The following is a 16,214-nucleotide window of genomic DNA, read 5'->3' as shown; positions in this document are numbered from 1 at the left end:
AGCGCTTTAGCGGCGTGGCGCGCGTAATAGCGGCCACGCTGCGAATGTCAGCAGTGCCGCCGCACACCACACCCACGACCAATCACCATGTTCCAGGCCCACAGCCACCAGTGTTGGGGTCAGGAACATGCCGAGGAAGACCACGCTATTGGCCATGGCCAGCGTCGTACCCGCACGGCTCACTCCCGCCTGGCTGGCCAACTCGGTGTAAGCCACGCCGTGCCAGGCTGATATCACGATGCCGCAGCCGATCAGCAACGCCAGCACTGGCGCGGTGGGTAATAGCTGTTGCGCCTGCAGGGCTGTTGCCCCTGCCAGCAGTAGATAGGCCACTGCCGCGGCCTGTACGCAGCGCCATAGATACAAGTGACGATTGCCGTGTCGGTCGCTCCAGTGGCCACTCAGTACCCGTGCGGCGGCAGCGCCTAGCTGTAAGGTCGCCAGGCTGGCGCTGACCATGAGCAGATTGCCGTCAAGTTGCTCATGAATGAACACGGCGCCAAAGCTGAGAATCACGAACTGAGGCATGCACAACACGCCGATACCGAGTGCCAGCCGCCATAGCTGAGCCTCGCGCCACGCCGGGCGCAACACATGATTCATCGACTCTGTTGTCAACTGGTTTGGCGCTTCATGCAGCCAGTTCCAGGTCAGGTAGCAAGCCAGCGCGCAGAGTCCGGCCAGAGCAGCGAACACCATGGCGAAACCCTGCTGACAAGCCAGCGGCGGCAGTGTGCATGCACCCAGCAAGCCGCCCAGGGGCACGGCAGTCTGGCGAATGCTCATGGCCAGCCCGCGCTCGCCAGGGCCGAACCAGGCCATCACTGCCCGCCCGCTGGCGGCATTCACGCTGCCGCCTGCCAGCCCGGCCAACAGTAAGCCAACGCATAATCGAGTCAGCGCGCCGTCGCCTGGTTGCCCGCCGATGGCCAGTCCAAATAGTGCCAGACAGGTTGCCAGTAAGCCGCAGAGCAGCACAGGACGGTCACCCCAGCGGTCGGTCAGCAGCCCCCAGGGTAGCTCGCTCAAGGCCAGCCCCAGGCCCATGCTGCCGAAGATCCAGGCCAGCTCAGCGTGGCCGAAGCCATAGTCGGCACTCAGGCTCAGCGCTGTGGTTGGCAGCCCGGTGGTGGCGGCGATCAGCGCGGCGTTGGCAACGAAGCCAGCGATCAGCACTTTCCAGCGCTGAGCAAGTGGCGGAGCTTTGGGCGGGCATGAAGTGGCAGTGGGTGGGGGCATGGTCATGTTTGGTTCTCACGGCACATGCGCAGGCCGAGTGCCTCGCGCTTGAGGTTAGGCAGTGTGCGAGAGAGAGTTGGTGCTGAAAATCAGATAATATTTAACCGTTGATTCCAAAAAACAGGATTGTCATGCGCCTGGCCAACTTCGATATGGATGCTCTGCGTACCTTCGTTACAGGCATCGAACTGGGCAGCTTCGCTCGTGCCGCGCAGCGCCTGGGGCGTTCAACTTCGGCGACCAGTGCGCAACTGCGCAAGCTCGAGAGTCAGGCTGACGCGATCTTGCTGCAGCGCTCGGGACGTGGTCTGGCTCTGACCGAGAGTGGTGAGCTGATGCTGGCCTATGCACGGCGCCTGCTCGCGCTCAATGATGAGGCCTACGCGGCGCTTAGTGAGGGGCGCTTGAGCGGTGAGGTGCGCCTGGGCCTGCAGGAAGATTTTGGCGAAATTCTGCTACCGGAGGTGCTTGGCCGTTTTGCCCGCTTGCATCCACGTGTGCGAATTGAGGCACGGGTAGCACGCAACAGCGAACTGCTCGAAGCGCTGGCCGCAGGACAGCTTGATCTGGCGCTGGTCTGGGGCAGTGAATCGGGGATGCCGGGGCGTGAGCGGCTGGCGAGTGTGCCGATGTGCTGGATCGGTGATCCCGAGGTTTTAGCCCGTTGGCGTGAGCAGCCAGATGAACCGCTGCCGCTGCTTTGCTTCGACGCGCCCTGCCTGTTTCGCTCCGAGCCTTGTGCCGCGCTGGATCGCGCAGGCTTGCCCTGGCGTGTGGTGTTCTCCAGTGCCAACCTTGCGGGCTTGTGGGCTGCTGCCCGCGCGCGTCTGGGGCTTACGGTACGCACGGCGCTGAGCCTGCCTGATGGGGTCGAGGTGCTCACCGCCGGGAGCAGTGGATTGCCGACATTGCCGACGCTGGAGCTGGCCCTGCATCGTGCTCAAGAGGCGCCCAGCGAGCCCGTCAAGCTGTTGCAGGAGCTGATCCGTGAGGCGCTTGCAGAGAATCTGCAGCGCTAGGAGCCGTGTGGCTGTTTGCGTGCTGCCATGTGCTGCAGGTAAGCGATCAACTGCTCCACTGGCGCCAGACCTTCTCACTGAAGCCCGGCATGCGCGCTTGTGGCCAGCGACGCAGGCTCTGCGGGGCGCGGATGTATTGGCGCAGGAAGTCGCCGCCGAAGTACTCGGTCGGGCTGTGGGGAATATTCAGATCCGGGCCTAACTCGGCATCACCTGCGCCATTGAGGCGGTGACAAACCATGCAGTTCTTTCGATAGACGCTCAAGCCTGCATTCACTTTATCGCTGGCATCTGGAGCGGGGATTAGGGCGGGGCGCGCCGGCGTGGCAGCGTCAACTGACCAGTCGCGTCATATTGGGCAGGATCAGCACGACTGCGGTAGCGAAGAGGATGATGCCGGCCTGGCGGATTTTCGGCTGTTTCAACATGGCTGCTTTCCTTTGTTGTTATTGGCTGGCAGTAGGTCTGGTTGCGCGGCTGCAAGGCGACCGTGCATTGCGGGTAAGTGGCTGATGTCGCGTTGGCCTAGCCCGGCAGTGATCTGAGCGCTTGAATGACTGAGCGCACAATTAACTCTAGGGCGGGCTTTACTTGTCTTTTAGACGACTTGGTTGCAAGCCTGCCCTGGTTTGAATCGTTGCGTTATGCCGAGCGTTAGTCGATCACGGTGAGGCTCATGCCAGACGCGTTTGCGGAGCAGCCAGAGCGAGGAGCGCTTATGACCGTTCGTCCGGGCTCGGGCTCAATGGTGCCGCTCAATCATTAGGCGTTCATTAAGCCTGGTGTATGCATAGCGCTTCATGGATGGCGAGCATCTCACTCTGGCGGGTTGGCATGCGTAGAGTGATTAGGCTGCCATCTTCAAGTTGCAAGGCGGCTTCTGTTTCGAACTGTAGGCCACCGTCGACAATCCGGGCATAGGTGATGCCGTAGGCGTCCTGGCTGAGCTGGCTGTGCATCGTGTGAATCCCCTTGGGAATGCGGCTGTGCTGAGCGCGGCGAAGTGCTGAGACAGCGGTGCTGAGAATGAGGGAGCATCTTCACCGAGTAGGCATCTGCGCAGAAGTAAAGGAGGTTCATGGTGACTATCGAGGCGCCTAATGATTACAGTTACGCTTGTCAATTTTTATTGACAAGCGTTCAAGTGGTTACTTGGCGCTCTTGGCCTGCGTAAAGGCCGTTAAATCAGGCTTGGCTATTTCAATGCCTGAACGGCTGTGTTAAGAAAAACGCACGATTCACACCACGTCCCGTGCTCAATTCAGGAATTCCCATGTCACTGCGTATCTGCATCCTGGAAACCGACATCCTGCGTCCCGAACTGGTCGATCAGTACCAAGGTTATGGTCATATGTTCGAGCAATTGTTCGCCAAGCAGCCGTTGGCGGCAGAGTTCAGTGTCTATAACGTCGTAGAGGGTAACTACCCGCCTGATAGTGAGCACTACGATGCTTATTTGGTGACAGGCAGCAAGGCTGACTCCTTCGGCAGCGACCCGTGGATTCAAACGCTCAAGGCCTACCTGCTTGATCGCTACCAGCGCGGCCACAAGCTGCTTGGTATCTGCTTCGGCCATCAGCTTCTGGCGCTCCTGCTGGGGGGCAAGACCGAGCGTGCTGAGCAAGGATGGGGGGTAGGCGTGCACAACTACCGCATCGCCAGCCAGCCGCAGTGGATGGAGCCGCCGCTCGACAAGTTGCAACTGCTGATCAGCCACCAAGATCAGGTCACCCAACTGCCGGAAAATGCCACGTTGCTGGCCACCAGTGATTTCTGCCCGAACGCGGCCTATCACATTGAAGATCAGGTGCTCTGCTTCCAGGGGCATCCCGAGTTTGTCCACGACTATTCACGCGCCTTGCTCGATCTGCGCCATCAGCACTTGGGCGACAAGATCTATCAGAGCGGAATCGACAGCCTGCACCAGGAGCAACAGGGGAGTACGGTGGCGCAGTGGATGATGCGCTTCGTCGCTCAGGGGCGCGATGCTAAGGCCTGAGCCGGACTCGTGATAGCAAAAGCCCGGAAGCAAGCTCCGGGCTTTTTCATTTGCGCCGTGCAAGGCGTGGCGCCTGCGTGTCTCACGGGCCATGCGGTGGCGGGCCGAGCGATCCCCGTTCATGCTGCCTGGCCAGATCCGTACGCTGCTGCAGTTGCTGGCTGCATTCGAGGTGCCGCGCCATGACACCAGCCGATCCCTTGCCAATCCCAAGCAACCCCAGTGCAGTTGTGAGCAGGGCCATCGCAATCAGTGGCAACAGGCTGTTGCGCCGACTCATCATGATTGGCTCCTTAGCGCAACGTCAGGTTGCCGAGCAGGCGCGGTAGCAGCCCGGCGAACGCTTGCAACGGCGAGTCGCTGACCTGGGCGATGGGCGTTGTGCTCATGCCGTAGCTCAGGGCCAGGGCAACCATAATGACGATCAGATAAAGGCCGACGGCAGCCAGTGCTCCGTTGCGTGCGGCGTAGGCGAGGCTGGGCATGAGGCGTGCTCCACAGGAACCGGAAGGGAAGTGGGCACAGCTTTACTTATGCTGGTTCGATTGAATAATGGATGCTGCACAGACTAACTATCGATTGATTTGATGTTTCGCGCTGCGCCGAATCCCCGAGCGGGCAGTAAAGGAATCGGGGGAGGGCGGTTGAGGTGCGTTAGAGCGAAATGCCGTGACTACCACGGCATCTCTTGCCTTCAGGCAGGGGGTCAGCCCAGGTGTTGCTTATCCAGAGCAATGGCGGCGTCCAGTGTCTCCAGCAGAGCCTTGCGCGCCTTCAGTTTGGTATTGCGGTGAGCGGTCATATTGACCTTCTTGAACTGCTGCGCGACGGCCAGCGTGCTTGCCTGCAGAGCGTCGGCCGCCACCACCTTATCGAGGAAGCCCGCATCCAATGCGCCTTGCGGGTCGAACATCTCACCATTGATCACCGAGCGGTGGAAGGCTGATTTGCTCAGCCGCTCGCGCGCCAGCTCGATGCCCACATGGTGCATGGTCATACCAATCTGTACCTCGTTCAGGCCGATGCTGAATGGCCCTTGCACGCCAATCCGGTAGTCGGCTGAGAGCAGAATGAACGCACCCTTGGCCACGGCATGGCCCGAGCAAGCGACGATGATCGGATAAGGGTGGGCGAGCATGCGGCGCGCCAGCGTAGAGCCCGCTGCGACCAGATCGATAGCGTTCTGCGGGCCCGAGGTCATCACCTTCAAGTCATAACCGCCGGAGAGAATGCCCGGCTGCCCGGTAACCACAACGATGGCGCGATCCTGCTCGGCACGATCCAGCGCCGCGTTGAAGGCTGCTATCACGTCCGGGGAAATGGCATTGACCTTGCCGTTGCTCAGCGTGAGGGTGGCAATGCCGTCTTCGAGTTGATAGCTGATCAGGTCGCTCATGGCTGTTTTCCTTATAGGGCCTGCAGGCTGGGTGAGGCAGAAGGTACTCAGCCGAGACCGCCGGGTAAAGCGCCGTGACTGACCGGTGAGTCAGCGAATTTGCCTATTGCCGCCATGGCAAATGGCAATTGGCTCGAACGGTGCTACGGCGCATAGGGTGTTCGTCATGACTCGGAGCTCCCAAATGAATGCCCTATCCAGCCTGGCAATCCTCATCGTGCTATCTGCCTCGGTGGCGCTCAGCCTGGAACCACGCCTACACACGCCGGGAGGTGCGCTGTTGCTATTCGCGGGCAGCCTGTTCATCTCACTCGGATTCCTGCTATTTGGCCGCCTACGTTTCGATGAACTGTTCGCCAGCCCTGCCCCTGAAGCCCCCGCGAAACGATAAGCGTATGAATCCTTTAAAAAATATTTGCTTTCGCAGAAAGCTTCGACTAAATTAGCGCGCCTCGACGGGGTACACGCAAAACGTCGAGATCCGGTGAAGTGTCCGAGTGGTTGAAGGAGCACGCCTGGAAAGTGTGTATACGGGAAACCGTATCAAGAGTTCGAATCTCTTCTTCACCGCCACTTTCGCAATACCTAAAGCCCTGAAAGCTAACAAGTTTTCGGGGCTTTTTGCTTTTCAGCTTTCGGCAGGTGTCGAAAGCCCGGTTTACTCGTAATGCGACCAGAGACGGAGCACTTTGACGGTCTGTTCATCCAGCAGCACCTGATAGACCAGGCGATGCTGAATGTTGATACGTCTGGAGTACGCGTCGGCTAGATCCCCGACAAGCTTTTCGTAGGGCGGAGGGTTCTGGAACGGGTTTTCTCGCACGACTTCTAGCAATGCCTTTGCCTTGTCTTTCAAGTCTGCCGAAGCGAGCTTTTGTGCGTCTTTCTGTGCCTGTTTCGTGTAAACGAGCTGCCAAGTCACCAGTCCAGTTCCTTGGCGCATTCGTCTACAGGTTCAGCCATGCCTTCCTTGATGGATTCGCGCATGCCAGGAATTGAGAGCAGGTACAGGGTTTCCTGAATGGCTTCCCAATCCATAGAGCGGGGCGCTCTTGATCATGCGGCACTTACTATCTACGGGGAGAACGCCTTTTATTGCCCTGGTACGCGCGGTGCCTTGGGGCAAACCGTTGCGGTCGGCTCAGGACTCGACGGTTTCCACGTCCTGTTGCGGACCTATCAGCTTCGAAGGTTCCAGCTCTTCCAGTTCCATGCTCGTTCCGTCACTATTCGTGTCAGTATTAGCAAAATGAACAAGTCCAATAAGACTTGATCCAATTTGGCTCAATCAGGATCAGTCGTATTGGGATTGAGTCAAAATGGATAGGGTTAATTTAGATTTTTTGGAATGATAAAAGAGCGCGTTATAACCATTCTGAAATGGGCAGATGTGCGTCTTCCGAAGCTGGAGGAGGAGACCGGTATCAGTAGGTACACATGGGCTAATCTGAAGAATCCAGCCAAAAGCCGAGAGATCAAAGAGGAGGAGATCGAAGCGATAGCTAAGGTTTTCCCTCAGTATCGTTGGTGGATGTTGACCGGCGAAATTATGCCTGACAAAGGCCAAGTAAGCCCTCAATACGAAGAGACGAACAATCAAAAGTCAGGATAAAGATTACATACTTAGCCGCTGGAAAGCGGCAAGCTCGGCTAACTTAATTTAAGTAGACATAGGTTTAGGAGAAGGTAATGAGCGAGAAAAGGATTGTCAAAATAACAGAGACTAAGTTTCCCTTTGGCTTGCGTGTGGCGAAATCTGCAGATGTAGTGATTCTGGACTTCATGAATGAAAGAGATGACGATGTGATGGAGGTTTTTTCCTCAATCGCCGTTAGTAAAAGTGTCGCTAAAGATATAATAAAAAACTTGGAGGCTGCATTTCCTGATATCTCTCAAGCAAAAAGCACAAAGAAATGATTGATTATTTTAAGCCCTCAATTTCGCCGCTAAATTCTTTGGGCGAAACAATTGTTTCCAAAGATCAGAGTCCGGCGAGAAGTACTCTTGTGTACGACGCTATGGTCAGGCTGAAAGCCAAGCCTAAAGCAATAAAAGCAAAGGTTACATATTACGAAGCTGAAAAAATTCCTGCGCCTTGCGACGAGGATGAAGAAAGATGGAAAGAGTGGAATCGGATATTGCTTGGTTTGATTTCTCGGTTAGAAGAAAACCTTGGGCGTAGCAAGCAGTCATTCGCGGACATTAGCAAGGTTGCAAATGAGGTTCCGGATTTTTACAAAATAAAGATGCGCTTGAAGAATATTCAAAATGAAGTGTCTCTTCCGGACGATGCTGCTGAGGCTTCTCCGAGCTTAAAATCTTTCTTTTGTATGATTCGCTTTATGCCAATACTAGAGGAAAACTCTAAAGATTTAGGGTTCTACCTTAGTGGTGAAAATAGGTTTGGAGTAACAATACATAAAAAGAAAAAAACTCTTGATGTTTTGTTTAAAGAAGATGGGGAGATGTATTTTTCTTACGCAGACTCAGAGGAGGGCGTCAGCAGAATATCTGGAACATCCTTTTTGACAAATTATTTGTCTAATTCAAAAAAGATCAGAAAAATATTCAATATAATGGATTACTAAGCAGGTGAAAGGATGTTTGCGTTAAGCAAAGAGTCTGCTGATGCCCAGTTTATAGAGGGGGCTGCAAATTATTATCTTGTGATATGGAGATGGCTTTCTCCAAATAATCATTACAAGGACAGCGCAGGTAATTGCCGAGCTAAAAGTGAAGCGTTCGATATTCGGCGCAACGAAGACGGCACAGTGAAAGAGCCGAGTGCATCTTTCTTTGAGTTGAATGATGCGGTGGTGGTAGATATCACTACTTCGTCCGTACAGTTTTTTGGTTTTTTGCCATTTAAAAAGGATACTTTAATTGGATCTGCTGCGGCTGCGCTAAAGATGAGGGATGTTCTTGAACTGCAGAAAGACCCTCGATTTAAGCTTGACAGCTCTAGCGCTCAAGCGTTTGAAATCGAGAAAAGTCTTAAGCAGAAAAAGAAAGGCTTGACGCATTGGGATTTTAAGTATGCGGGCGACGACTTGTTGTTTCGTGATTTAAAGGTTGCTCTTGCTAATATTAGTGAGTGCGCTGAACATGTTGAATTTCCTCTTGTTGGGTCTGAGCAATAAAGCTTTTTTGTAACGCAAAAAGGGATGCAATGAAGGTGGGCTAGAAAAGCATGGAGGCAATATGAAACCTGACAGGGAGGACGCACCAGACTACCTACGCAACAAGAAAAAGCCCGGCCCATGGCGAATGGTGGTAATCCTGGGCGTGGGTTCCGCGATTACCTGGGGCGTGATCGCGCTGTTTGCCAAGCCAATCGTGATCAATGTGGATCAGCTCAAGCAGGCGATCCACGTAGGCGGCAAACCCCTGTTCAGCCAACAACCGGCGCCACAGCCCTACAGTGAGCCGGAAGAGCCTATAAGGCTGCCATCCATTCCCATTGATCGCCACGCACTAGACGTTCGACCTCAACAAGAGGCTCAGGCGGATATCGAGTGGACTGGGCAGGGTGGTTCGGTAGCGGGTGAGTTACGACAGACTAGTTTCAACGATCAGAACTACACCCCTAGGCTAGATGTAAATACCATGGCTGCGCCGCCTGCTATTTACTACGCCGCTAGCAAAAAAGCCGGAGCTGAAAAAGAAGTCAGGAAAAATAATTATTCTTACTGGAATTGGATTGGGGCAGACCGGAAAAAGGCCCGCATAAGAATTGAGTGGGAAACAATTAATGGGTGGATAGAGTACGACACTGTATGCCATAACCATCGCAAAGGCTCAATTATATATCGGGACTGTCGTAAAGCGGCCAAGGAGTACTTTGTTCATCGCTGCCGCACTGAGTCTCGGAAAGCATACTGTAGGGCTGAAAATGGATTTAATCCGCTTTAGGCAGAAGTCTGTTTCTGGTATTGACCATCGGCTAGCAGTGCCGAAATAGGTTGCGGTGCTGCATGAAAACGCGCTATTGCTCTGCGGTGGGCAGTTTTAATCCAATGGGGTGATCAGTAAAGCCCCTAGCTAGAGAAGGGGCTTTGTGGTGGATGGTTAGGCTTTCGGCTTGTTTATTTTAGAGCAGGTGTAGAGCCCCGTGCCAGACTCACTATCTATTACAAGTTCAGTGGCTGTCAGTTTAAGAATCTCAGACGATTCACTGACATTTGTTGGGAACATTTCCTGTAAATTGAAAATTTCGTCAACTTTAGGGTGAGATATATTGACGATCTTTATATCTGTCATGGTCTGAATTAAGTACTTGCCTTGAATTTTCCAAGTGGCAGTACCTGCTAAAGAGTATTCGACTTCTGGCGTATCGCTTGTGTAGCGAATTTTCATGATGCCGAATGAATTGGACGCGCCGTTACGAATATAGGTGTCAGTCGAGCTGATGCTTGCTGCAAAGTCGTCGTCTTTAAAACTGTAGTTACAGTCCCACGGCCCCAGAATATTTTGATTATAAACATAATGCTGGGATGGCTCGCTAGAGCAGCCTGCGGCTACTGCAAAGAGAGACAGTGCGGAAACAATTCCCTTGATTTTCAATTAAATCTCCAGTTTTTCTATTGATGCAAGTTAGGCGTTATTTAGCTAAGTCTCGTGAGAGATGCACGCAATGATGTCAAGATGACGTTAGAAAATCTAGGCTTTGATGGCACTTGGAGGAAACGCGAGGAGTGCTTCACCGTTCGGAAATAGTCTTAGACTGCAGTTGGTACGTTTCAATGCGACTGCGGAGGTGAGCAAAGTATTGGCGATCAGCAGGTTTTGCAGGTTTGGACGCGGCACCGGCAAGCAGTTCGTTGCGCAATCGTGTACGGCTGTCGTCTGGCATGGACGCTTCCTTGAAAAAATTAACCTAAAAGGTTGTTTTATGCGGCATGGAAAAGCGCAAACCCCATTTCAAGCTTGAGCGGGTGAAGCAGGCCGTAGCCGACCCGCGTTATCGCTTCACCCGCGTAGCCTTGGAAGGAGGCGCTGAGCTGGGTATGGAGATGGCTGACATGCTGGCCGTCATCAGTGCCCTGAGCAGTCGCGACTTTTCAAGAGCATGACAACCTATGCGGATCATACTACCTGGCAGGACGTTTACCGACCCGATACCGAATTCGGGCAGGTCTACCTGAAGTTCACGCTGGTGGCCGATCTGCTGATCGTTTCCTTTAAGGAGAAGTGACCATGAAATGTCCAGTATGCGGCGGGGCGGAACTGGTTCACGACAGCCGCGATATGCCCTTCACCTACAGGGGCAGGCCACCCAAATTACTGCAGTAACGGCTGACTGGTGCGATGCCTGTGGTGAGTCCCTGACTGGGCCGGCTGAGAGTGAGCGCGTTATGCGTGCCATGAGCGAGTTTCGCCAGCAGGTGAACGCGCAGGACGGCAATCAGGAGCTGATTCGCAGCGTGCGTAAGCAGTTGCGGTTGAGTCAGCGTGAAGCGGCGGAGCTGTTCGGTGGTGGGCTGAATGCGTTTTCTCGCTACGAGCGAGGTACAGAAGCACCGCAACCTCTGGTGCAGTTGTTCAAGATATTGGGTCGGCACCCGGAGTTGATCAACGAGCTGCGTGCAGGTTGAGTGTCGAAATCATAGGGCCGTATAGCGACGGATTGGGCCTATGAAAAGGACGAAAAGCCCGTATTGAGCGGGTTTGGCACGTATTTACACGCTACTGAAACGGTTTCAAGTTTCTTCTTTGTCGCTGCTTTGTCGATGCGTAAAGCCCTGAAAGCTAACAAGTTTTCAGGGCTTTTTGCGTTCTGGCTTTTAGCGGTTGAAGCGTTCAACCAGCGCGTACTGCCCTTGCGCGGTGCCGGTGAGGGCTTGGCTGAGTTTGGCTGTGTTCTGCGCTTCGTCGGCGGTTTGGTCGGCTAGTTGGGCGATGGTGGTGATGTTTTGGTTGATTTCATCCGCCACGGCGCTTTGTTCTTCGGCGGCGGCGGCGATCTGGTTGGTCATGTCGGTGATGTTGGCCACGGCATCGCTGATGCCTGCCAGGGCTTGGTCGGCCTGCAGTACGCGTTCGACACCTTCGTCGGCCTGTTTGCGGCCAATGTCCATGGTCATCACGGCTTCTTCTGCGGTGCGCTGCAGTTTGGCGATCAGGCTGTGGATTTGTTCGGTGGATTCGGCGGTGCGTTGGGCCAGCGAGCGAACTTCGTCGGCTACTACGGCGAAGCCACGGCCCATTTCGCCAGCGCGAGCGGCTTCGATGGCGGCGTTGAGGGCGAGTAGGTTGGTTTGGTCAGCGATGCCTTTGATGACGTCAACCACGCCGCCGATTTCGTTGCTGTCCTGAGCCAGGCGGGTCACGGTTTCGCCGGTGTCGCCTACCGATTGCGACAGGCGTTGGATGGCTTCGCGGGTTTCTGTGGCGATGGAGCGGCCTTCGCCGGTCAGGCGGTTGGCTTCTTGGGTGGCGATGGCGGTGCGGGCGACGTTGCTGGCCACTTCCAGTGTGGTGGCGGCCATTTCATTGACGGCGGTGGCGACCTGTTCGGTTTCGCTGCGTTGGCGTTCGAGGCCGGCGGAGCTGTTGTGCGCCAGTTTGTCGGCTTCGCTGGCTTGGCGGGTAAGTTGTTCGGCGGTGTCTTGCAGGCGGGTCAGGCAGGTTTTCAGGCGGGCGTCCTGGCTGAGCATGGCCATTTCCAGGCGCGCTTCGGAGCCGCGGCTGTCGGTGTACATCTGTGCGATCAGTGGGTCGGAGGTCACCTGGTCGGCGATGCGCAGTAGGCGCTTGATGCCTCGGGTCTGCCAGGCGATACCTGCCAGGCCGAGTGGCACGGACAGGCAGGCCGCAAGGATGAAGCCCCAGTTGCTGCCCATCCAGTGACCGATCAGGAAGCCGATCTGGCTGACCAGGATGAAGGGCATCCAGGCCTGTACCACGGGGAGCCACTGGTTGCTGGCCGGTACTGCGGATTTGCCGTTGTTGATCCGCTTGTACAGGGCCTCGGCGCGGCGCACTTGTTCGGCGGTCGGTTTGACGCGCACGGATTCGTAGCCGACGACTTGGTTGTTTTCGGTGATGGGGGTGACGTAGGCGTTGACCCAGTAGTGGTCGCCGTTCTTGCAGCGGTTCTTGACAATGCCCATCCAGGGGCGGCCCTTTTTCAGGGTCGTCCACATGTGGTCGAACACGGCTGGTGGTACGTCGGGGTGACGGACGAGATTGTGCGGGGCGCGGATCAGTTCCTCGCGGGTGAAGCCACTGATGTCGATGAAGGCATCGTTGCAGTAGGTGATCTGCCCTTTGAGGTCTGTGGTGGAGATCAGACGTTGCTGGGCGGGGAAGGTCTTCTCGCGTTGTGTGACCGGCTGGTTGTTACGCATGGCAAAGTGTCCGTCATTGTTATGCCCCTCTTTAATCGGCCGACGAGCAGCGAAGTTGAGGGCAGGATCCGTATTTGCCGAGTGTAATCGCTTTTTGAATGGCGTCACATTTCTGTCGCGAAATTTGCCATCGGTGCGGCACTGGGCTGTACGCCCCAACCGCTATAGCGGTTGGGGCGCATGCATCAGTTGGCGATCATCTGCCGCAGCACGTAGTGCAGGATGCCGCCGGCCTTGAAGTATTCGACTTCGTTGAGGGTGTCGATGCGGCACAACACTTCGGCTTTCTCCTGCTGGCCATCTTCACGGGTGATGATCAGCGTCAGCGGCATATGTGGGCGCAGTTCCACGCCTTCCAGGCCTTCAATGGCCAGCACTTCCTTGCCGGTGAGTTTCAGGCTCTTGCGGTCGGTACCCGGTTTGAACTGCAGCGGCAGCACGCCCATGCCTACCAGGTTGGAGCGGTGGATGCGCTCGAAGCTTTCGGCGATCACCGCCTTGACCCCTAGCAGGTTGGTGCCTTTGGCTGCCCAGTCGCGGCTGGAGCCGGTGCCGTATTCCTTGCCTGCGATGATCAGCAGCGGCGTGCCTTCGCTCTGGTAGCGCATGGCTGCATCATAGATCGCCAGCTTTTCACCGCTGGGGATGTGCAGGGTGTTGCCGCCTTCCTCGCCGCCGAGCATTTCGTTGCGGATGCGGATGTTGGCGAAGGTGCCGCGCATCATCACTTCATGGTTGCCGCGGCGTGAGCCGTAGGAGTTGAAGTCGGCCTTGTCCACGCCGTGTTCGCTCAGATAACGCCCGGCGGGGCTGTCGGCCTTGATGTTGCCGGCTGGCGAGATGTGGTCGGTGGTCACCGAGTCGCCGAGCAGGGCGAGGATGCGTGCTTCGCGGATATCGGTGATACGTGGCGGCTCGCCGGCGATGTTGTCGAAGAACGGCGGATGCTGGATGTAGGTGGAGTCATTCTGCCAGGCATAGGTATCGGCTTCGGGCACGGCGATGGCCTGCCATTTCTCGTCGCCGGCGAAGACTTCGGCGTATTCCTTGCGGAACATGGCGGTGTCGACCTTGGCGATGGCCTCGGCGATCTCGGCCTGGGTCGGCCAGATGTCTTTCAGGTACACCGGCTGGCCGTCCTTGTCGGTGCCGAGGGCGTCATGTGTTAGGTCGAGGCGCACGCTACCAGCCAGGGCGTATGCCACCACCAGGGGCGGTGAGGCCAGCCAGTTGGTTTTCACCAGCGGATGCACGCGGCCCTCGAAGTTGCGGTTGCCGGAGAGTACCGAGGCGACGGTCAGGTCAGCCTTGGTGATGGCCTTTTCGATGGGCTCGCGCAACGGACCTGAGTTGCCGATGCAGGTGGTGCAGCCGTAGCCGACCAGATCGAAGCCGAGTTTTTCCAGATAGGGCGTCAGGTCGGCGGCGTCGAAGTATTCGGTGACCACCTTGGAGCCAGGGGCGAGTGAGCTTTTCACCCAGGGCTGGCGCTGTAGGCCTTTTTCCACGGCTTTCTTGGCCAGCAAGCCGGCGGCCATCATCACGCTGGGGTTGGAGGTGTTGGTGCAGGAGGTGATGGCGGCGATCACCACGGCGCCGTCTTGCAGGTGATGGGTATGGCCGTCGTCTTCGTAGTCGATACCGCCGCTCTGCTTGTCGCCGCCTACGGCGGTGCCGCCACCGCCTTCGCTGAGCATGCGGCCTTCTTCCTTGGCTGCAGGCTTGAGTTGCAGGCCGACGAAGTCGTCGAAGGCCTGATGAACCTGGCCGAGGGCGACGCGATCTTGCGGGCGCTTGGGCCCGGCCAGGCTGGCTTCGACGCTGCCCATGTCCAGGCTCAGGCTGTCGGTGAACACCGGCTCGTCGCCGGGTTCGCGCCACAGGCCCTGAGCCTTGCTGTAGGCCTCGACCAGTTGCACGGTGGCGTCCGGGCGGCCGGACAGGCGCAGGTAGCCGAGGGTGATGTCGTCGACCGGGAAGAAGCCGCAGGTGGCGCCGTATTCCGGGGCCATGTTGGCGATGGTGGCACGGTCGGCCAGTGGCAGCTCGGCCAGGCCGTCGCCGTAGAACTCGACGAATTTGCCCACCACGCCCTTCTTGCGCAGCATCTGGGTGACGGTGAGTACCAGGTCGGTGGCGGTGATGCCTTCTTTCAGCTTGCCGCTGAGTTTGAAGCCGATCACCTCGGGAATCAGCATCGACACCGGCTGGCCGAGCATGGCCGCTTCCGCCTCGATGCCGCCGACGCCCCAGCCGAGTACGCCGAGGCCGTTGATCATGGTGGTGTGCGAGTCGGTGCCGACCAGGGTATCGGGGTAGGCGAGGGTGGCGCCGTCTTCCTCTTTCGTCCATACGGTGCGCGCCAGGTATTCGAGGTTGACCTGGTGGCAGATGCCGGTGCCCGGTGGCACTACGCTGAAGTTGTCGAAGGCATGCTGGCCCCAGCGCAGGAAGGCGTAGCGCTCGCCGTTGCGCTGCATTTCCAGCTCGACGTTATCGGTGAAGGCGCTGGAGGAGGCGTAGCGGTCGACCATCACCGAGTGGTCGATGACCAGATCCACCGGCGACAGCGGGTTGATGCGCTGCGGGTCGCCGCCGGCCTTGGCCATGGCATCGCGCATGGCGGCCAGGTCGACCACCGCCGGTACGCCGGTGAAGTCCTGCATCAGCACCCGCGCCGGGCGGTACTGGATCTCGCGCTCGGAGGCGCGCTTGTCCAGCCAGTCGACCATGGCTTGTAGGTCGTCGCCGGTAACGGTTTCGCCGTCTTCGTTGCGCAGCAGGTTTTCCAGCAGCACCTTGAGCGATTTGGGCAGGCGGTCGATGTTGCCGAGGCGCTGGGCGGCCTCGGGCAGGCTGAAATAGTGGTAGGTGGCGTCGTCGATCTTCAGTTCGCGGCGGCAGTTCAGGCTATTGTGGGAGGGCATTGCACGTCTCCTTGAGCATGCCGTTGAAAACGACCTCGGCTTTGTTTTGCCTGCCTCGTCTAGGTGTTCAACGGCCTGTTAGGCCCGCACGGTTCGGGCCGTGGTCGGTGGCTGCAGACTTTCAAGCTAGTCCGGCTTGGCGAGTTCTGCGAACCTGATCCTTTAATGTGCGTAGGCGCCGAGTCAGGGCAGCCTGGCTGCGCAAAACACTCGGCACACAGTAGCTGGACAGGTTGGCGGGCTCTAGGTTCCCGCCTCGGGTATCATGGCCGACCCAAGGAGTCC

The 16,214-nt window shown here is 57.0% G+C and carries 16 protein-coding genes, 1 tRNA gene and 5 pseudogenes; 10 read left to right on the top strand and 12 right to left on the bottom strand.

Going from position 1 to position 16,214, the window contains the following annotated elements:
* Positions 1-6: 6 nt before the first annotated feature.
* Complete coding sequence (locus AERO9A_RS16280) at positions 7-1,245, bottom strand: MFS transporter (RefSeq protein WP_159972968.1); 1,239 nt, start codon at positions 1,243-1,245, stop codon at positions 7-9.
* Positions 1,246-1,370: 125 nt separating this feature from the next.
* Here AERO9A_RS16280 and AERO9A_RS16275 point away from each other — a divergent pair, with 125 nt between their 5' ends.
* On the top strand, positions 1,371-2,258 hold the full coding sequence (locus AERO9A_RS16275) for a LysR substrate-binding domain-containing protein (protein ID WP_159972967.1): 888 nt from the start codon (positions 1,371-1,373) through the stop codon (positions 2,256-2,258).
* On the opposite strand, the pseudogene AERO9A_RS16270 reads toward AERO9A_RS16275, so the two are convergent.
* Positions 2,255-2,571 (bottom strand): annotated as a pseudogene (locus tag AERO9A_RS16270) (cytochrome c); the annotation flags it as partial. The gene AERO9A_RS16275 and the pseudogene AERO9A_RS16270 overlap by 4 nt on opposite strands.
* 460 nt (positions 2,572-3,031) lie before the next feature.
* Complete coding sequence (gene ptrC / locus AERO9A_RS16265; RefSeq protein ID WP_159972966.1) at positions 3,032-3,217, bottom strand: type III secretion system co-regulatory protein PtrC; 186 nt, start codon at positions 3,215-3,217, stop codon at positions 3,032-3,034.
* Positions 3,218-3,531: 314 nt separating this feature from the next.
* Here ptrC and AERO9A_RS16260 point away from each other — a divergent pair, with 314 nt between their 5' ends.
* Positions 3,532-4,257: an amidotransferase gene (locus tag AERO9A_RS16260; RefSeq protein ID WP_159972965.1), complete on the top strand. Its 726-nt coding sequence runs from the start codon at positions 3,532-3,534 to the stop codon at positions 4,255-4,257.
* A gap of 82 nt (positions 4,258-4,339) precedes the next feature.
* Here AERO9A_RS16260 and AERO9A_RS16255 read toward each other — a convergent pair whose 3' ends face one another.
* From AERO9A_RS16255 to AERO9A_RS16245, 3 genes are all read right to left on the bottom strand, one after another.
* Positions 4,340-4,540, bottom strand: coding sequence for a hypothetical protein (locus AERO9A_RS16255; RefSeq protein ID WP_159972964.1), 201 nt, complete (start codon positions 4,538-4,540; stop codon positions 4,340-4,342).
* Between the two features lie 10 nt (positions 4,541-4,550).
* A complete protein-coding gene (locus tag AERO9A_RS16250) occupies positions 4,551-4,742 on the bottom strand; it encodes a hypothetical protein (protein WP_159972963.1) in 192 nt (63 codons plus the stop codon).
* Between the two features lie 221 nt (positions 4,743-4,963).
* Positions 4,964-5,653 carry a crotonase/enoyl-CoA hydratase family protein gene (locus tag AERO9A_RS16245; RefSeq protein WP_159972962.1) on the bottom strand — a complete coding sequence of 230 codons (690 nt, stop codon included), beginning with the start codon at positions 5,651-5,653 and terminating at the stop codon, positions 4,964-4,966.
* Between the two features lie 184 nt (positions 5,654-5,837).
* On the opposite strand from AERO9A_RS16245, the gene AERO9A_RS16240 reads away from it, so the two are divergent.
* Both AERO9A_RS16240 and AERO9A_RS16235 read left to right on the top strand, forming a co-directional pair.
* The gene (locus AERO9A_RS16240) at positions 5,838-6,044 is read left to right on the top strand and encodes a hypothetical protein (RefSeq protein ID WP_159972961.1); all 207 of its coding nucleotides are present in this window, start codon (positions 5,838-5,840) and stop codon (positions 6,042-6,044) included.
* 92 nt (positions 6,045-6,136) lie between these two features.
* Positions 6,137-6,226, top strand: a tRNA-Ser gene (locus tag AERO9A_RS16235).
* 85 nt (positions 6,227-6,311) lie between these two features.
* Here the strand turns inward: AERO9A_RS16235 and AERO9A_RS16230 are convergent.
* From AERO9A_RS16230 to AERO9A_RS22515, 3 genes and pseudogenes are all read right to left on the bottom strand, one after another.
* Positions 6,312-6,575: a Txe/YoeB family addiction module toxin gene (locus tag AERO9A_RS16230; protein WP_159972960.1), complete on the bottom strand. Its 264-nt coding sequence runs from the start codon at positions 6,573-6,575 to the stop codon at positions 6,312-6,314.
* Positions 6,572-6,688 (bottom strand): annotated as a pseudogene (locus tag AERO9A_RS16225) (type II toxin-antitoxin system Phd/YefM family antitoxin); the annotation flags it as partial. The pseudogene AERO9A_RS16225 and the gene AERO9A_RS16230, both read right to left, overlap by 4 nt.
* Before the next feature lie 4 nt (positions 6,689-6,692).
* Positions 6,693-6,866: pseudogene (locus AERO9A_RS22515) on the bottom strand (DNA-binding protein); the annotation flags it as partial.
* Between the two features lie 476 nt (positions 6,867-7,342).
* Here AERO9A_RS22515 and AERO9A_RS16220 point away from each other — a divergent pair.
* The 4 genes from AERO9A_RS16220 to AERO9A_RS16205 all read left to right on the top strand — a co-directional run bounded on the left by AERO9A_RS16220 (position 7,343) and on the right by AERO9A_RS16205 (position 9,565).
* Positions 7,343-7,570 (top strand): hypothetical protein, encoded by a 228-nt coding sequence (locus AERO9A_RS16220; RefSeq protein ID WP_159972959.1) that lies wholly within the window; start codon positions 7,343-7,345, stop codon positions 7,568-7,570.
* Positions 7,567-8,241: a hypothetical protein gene (locus AERO9A_RS16215; RefSeq protein WP_159972958.1), complete on the top strand. Its 675-nt coding sequence runs from the start codon at positions 7,567-7,569 to the stop codon at positions 8,239-8,241. The genes AERO9A_RS16220 and AERO9A_RS16215 overlap by 4 nt, the downstream gene beginning before the upstream one ends.
* A 12-nt stretch (positions 8,242-8,253) precedes the next feature.
* Positions 8,254-8,793, top strand: coding sequence for a hypothetical protein (locus AERO9A_RS16210; protein WP_159972957.1), 540 nt, complete (start codon positions 8,254-8,256; stop codon positions 8,791-8,793).
* A gap of 61 nt (positions 8,794-8,854) precedes the next feature.
* Positions 8,855-9,565: a hypothetical protein gene (locus AERO9A_RS16205; protein WP_159972956.1), complete on the top strand. Its 711-nt coding sequence runs from the start codon at positions 8,855-8,857 to the stop codon at positions 9,563-9,565.
* Positions 9,566-9,721: 156 nt separating this feature from the next.
* Here AERO9A_RS16205 and AERO9A_RS16200 read toward each other — a convergent pair whose 3' ends face one another.
* Positions 9,722-10,216, bottom strand: coding sequence for a hypothetical protein (locus AERO9A_RS16200; protein WP_159972955.1), 495 nt, complete (start codon positions 10,214-10,216; stop codon positions 9,722-9,724).
* 335 nt (positions 10,217-10,551) lie between these two features.
* On the opposite strand from AERO9A_RS16200, the pseudogene AERO9A_RS16195 reads away from it, so the two are divergent.
* Both AERO9A_RS16195 and AERO9A_RS16190 read left to right on the top strand, forming a co-directional pair.
* Positions 10,552-10,847 (top strand): annotated as a pseudogene (locus AERO9A_RS16195) (type II toxin-antitoxin system MqsR family toxin).
* A gap of 2 nt (positions 10,848-10,849) precedes the next feature.
* Positions 10,850-11,247: pseudogene (locus AERO9A_RS16190) on the top strand (type II TA system antitoxin MqsA family protein).
* 189 nt (positions 11,248-11,436) lie between these two features.
* On the opposite strand, the gene AERO9A_RS16185 reads toward AERO9A_RS16190, so the two are convergent.
* Positions 11,437-13,002, bottom strand: a complete 1,566-nt coding sequence (locus tag AERO9A_RS16185; protein WP_159972953.1) for a PAS domain-containing methyl-accepting chemotaxis protein — start codon at positions 13,000-13,002, stop codon at positions 11,437-11,439.
* 185 nt (positions 13,003-13,187) lie between these two features.
* Positions 13,188-15,929, bottom strand: coding sequence for an aconitate hydratase AcnA (gene acnA / locus AERO9A_RS16180; RefSeq protein WP_159972952.1), 2,742 nt, complete (start codon positions 15,927-15,929; stop codon positions 13,188-13,190).
* Between the last annotated feature and the right edge of the window lie 285 nt (positions 15,930-16,214).

Origin of the sequence: Pseudomonas sp. 8Z, from assembly GCF_902506535.1 — a bacterium.
In the GTDB taxonomy this organism is placed as follows: Bacteria; Pseudomonadota; Gammaproteobacteria; order Pseudomonadales; family Pseudomonadaceae; genus Aquipseudomonas.
This window is presented reverse-complemented; position numbering and strand designations above follow the sequence as displayed.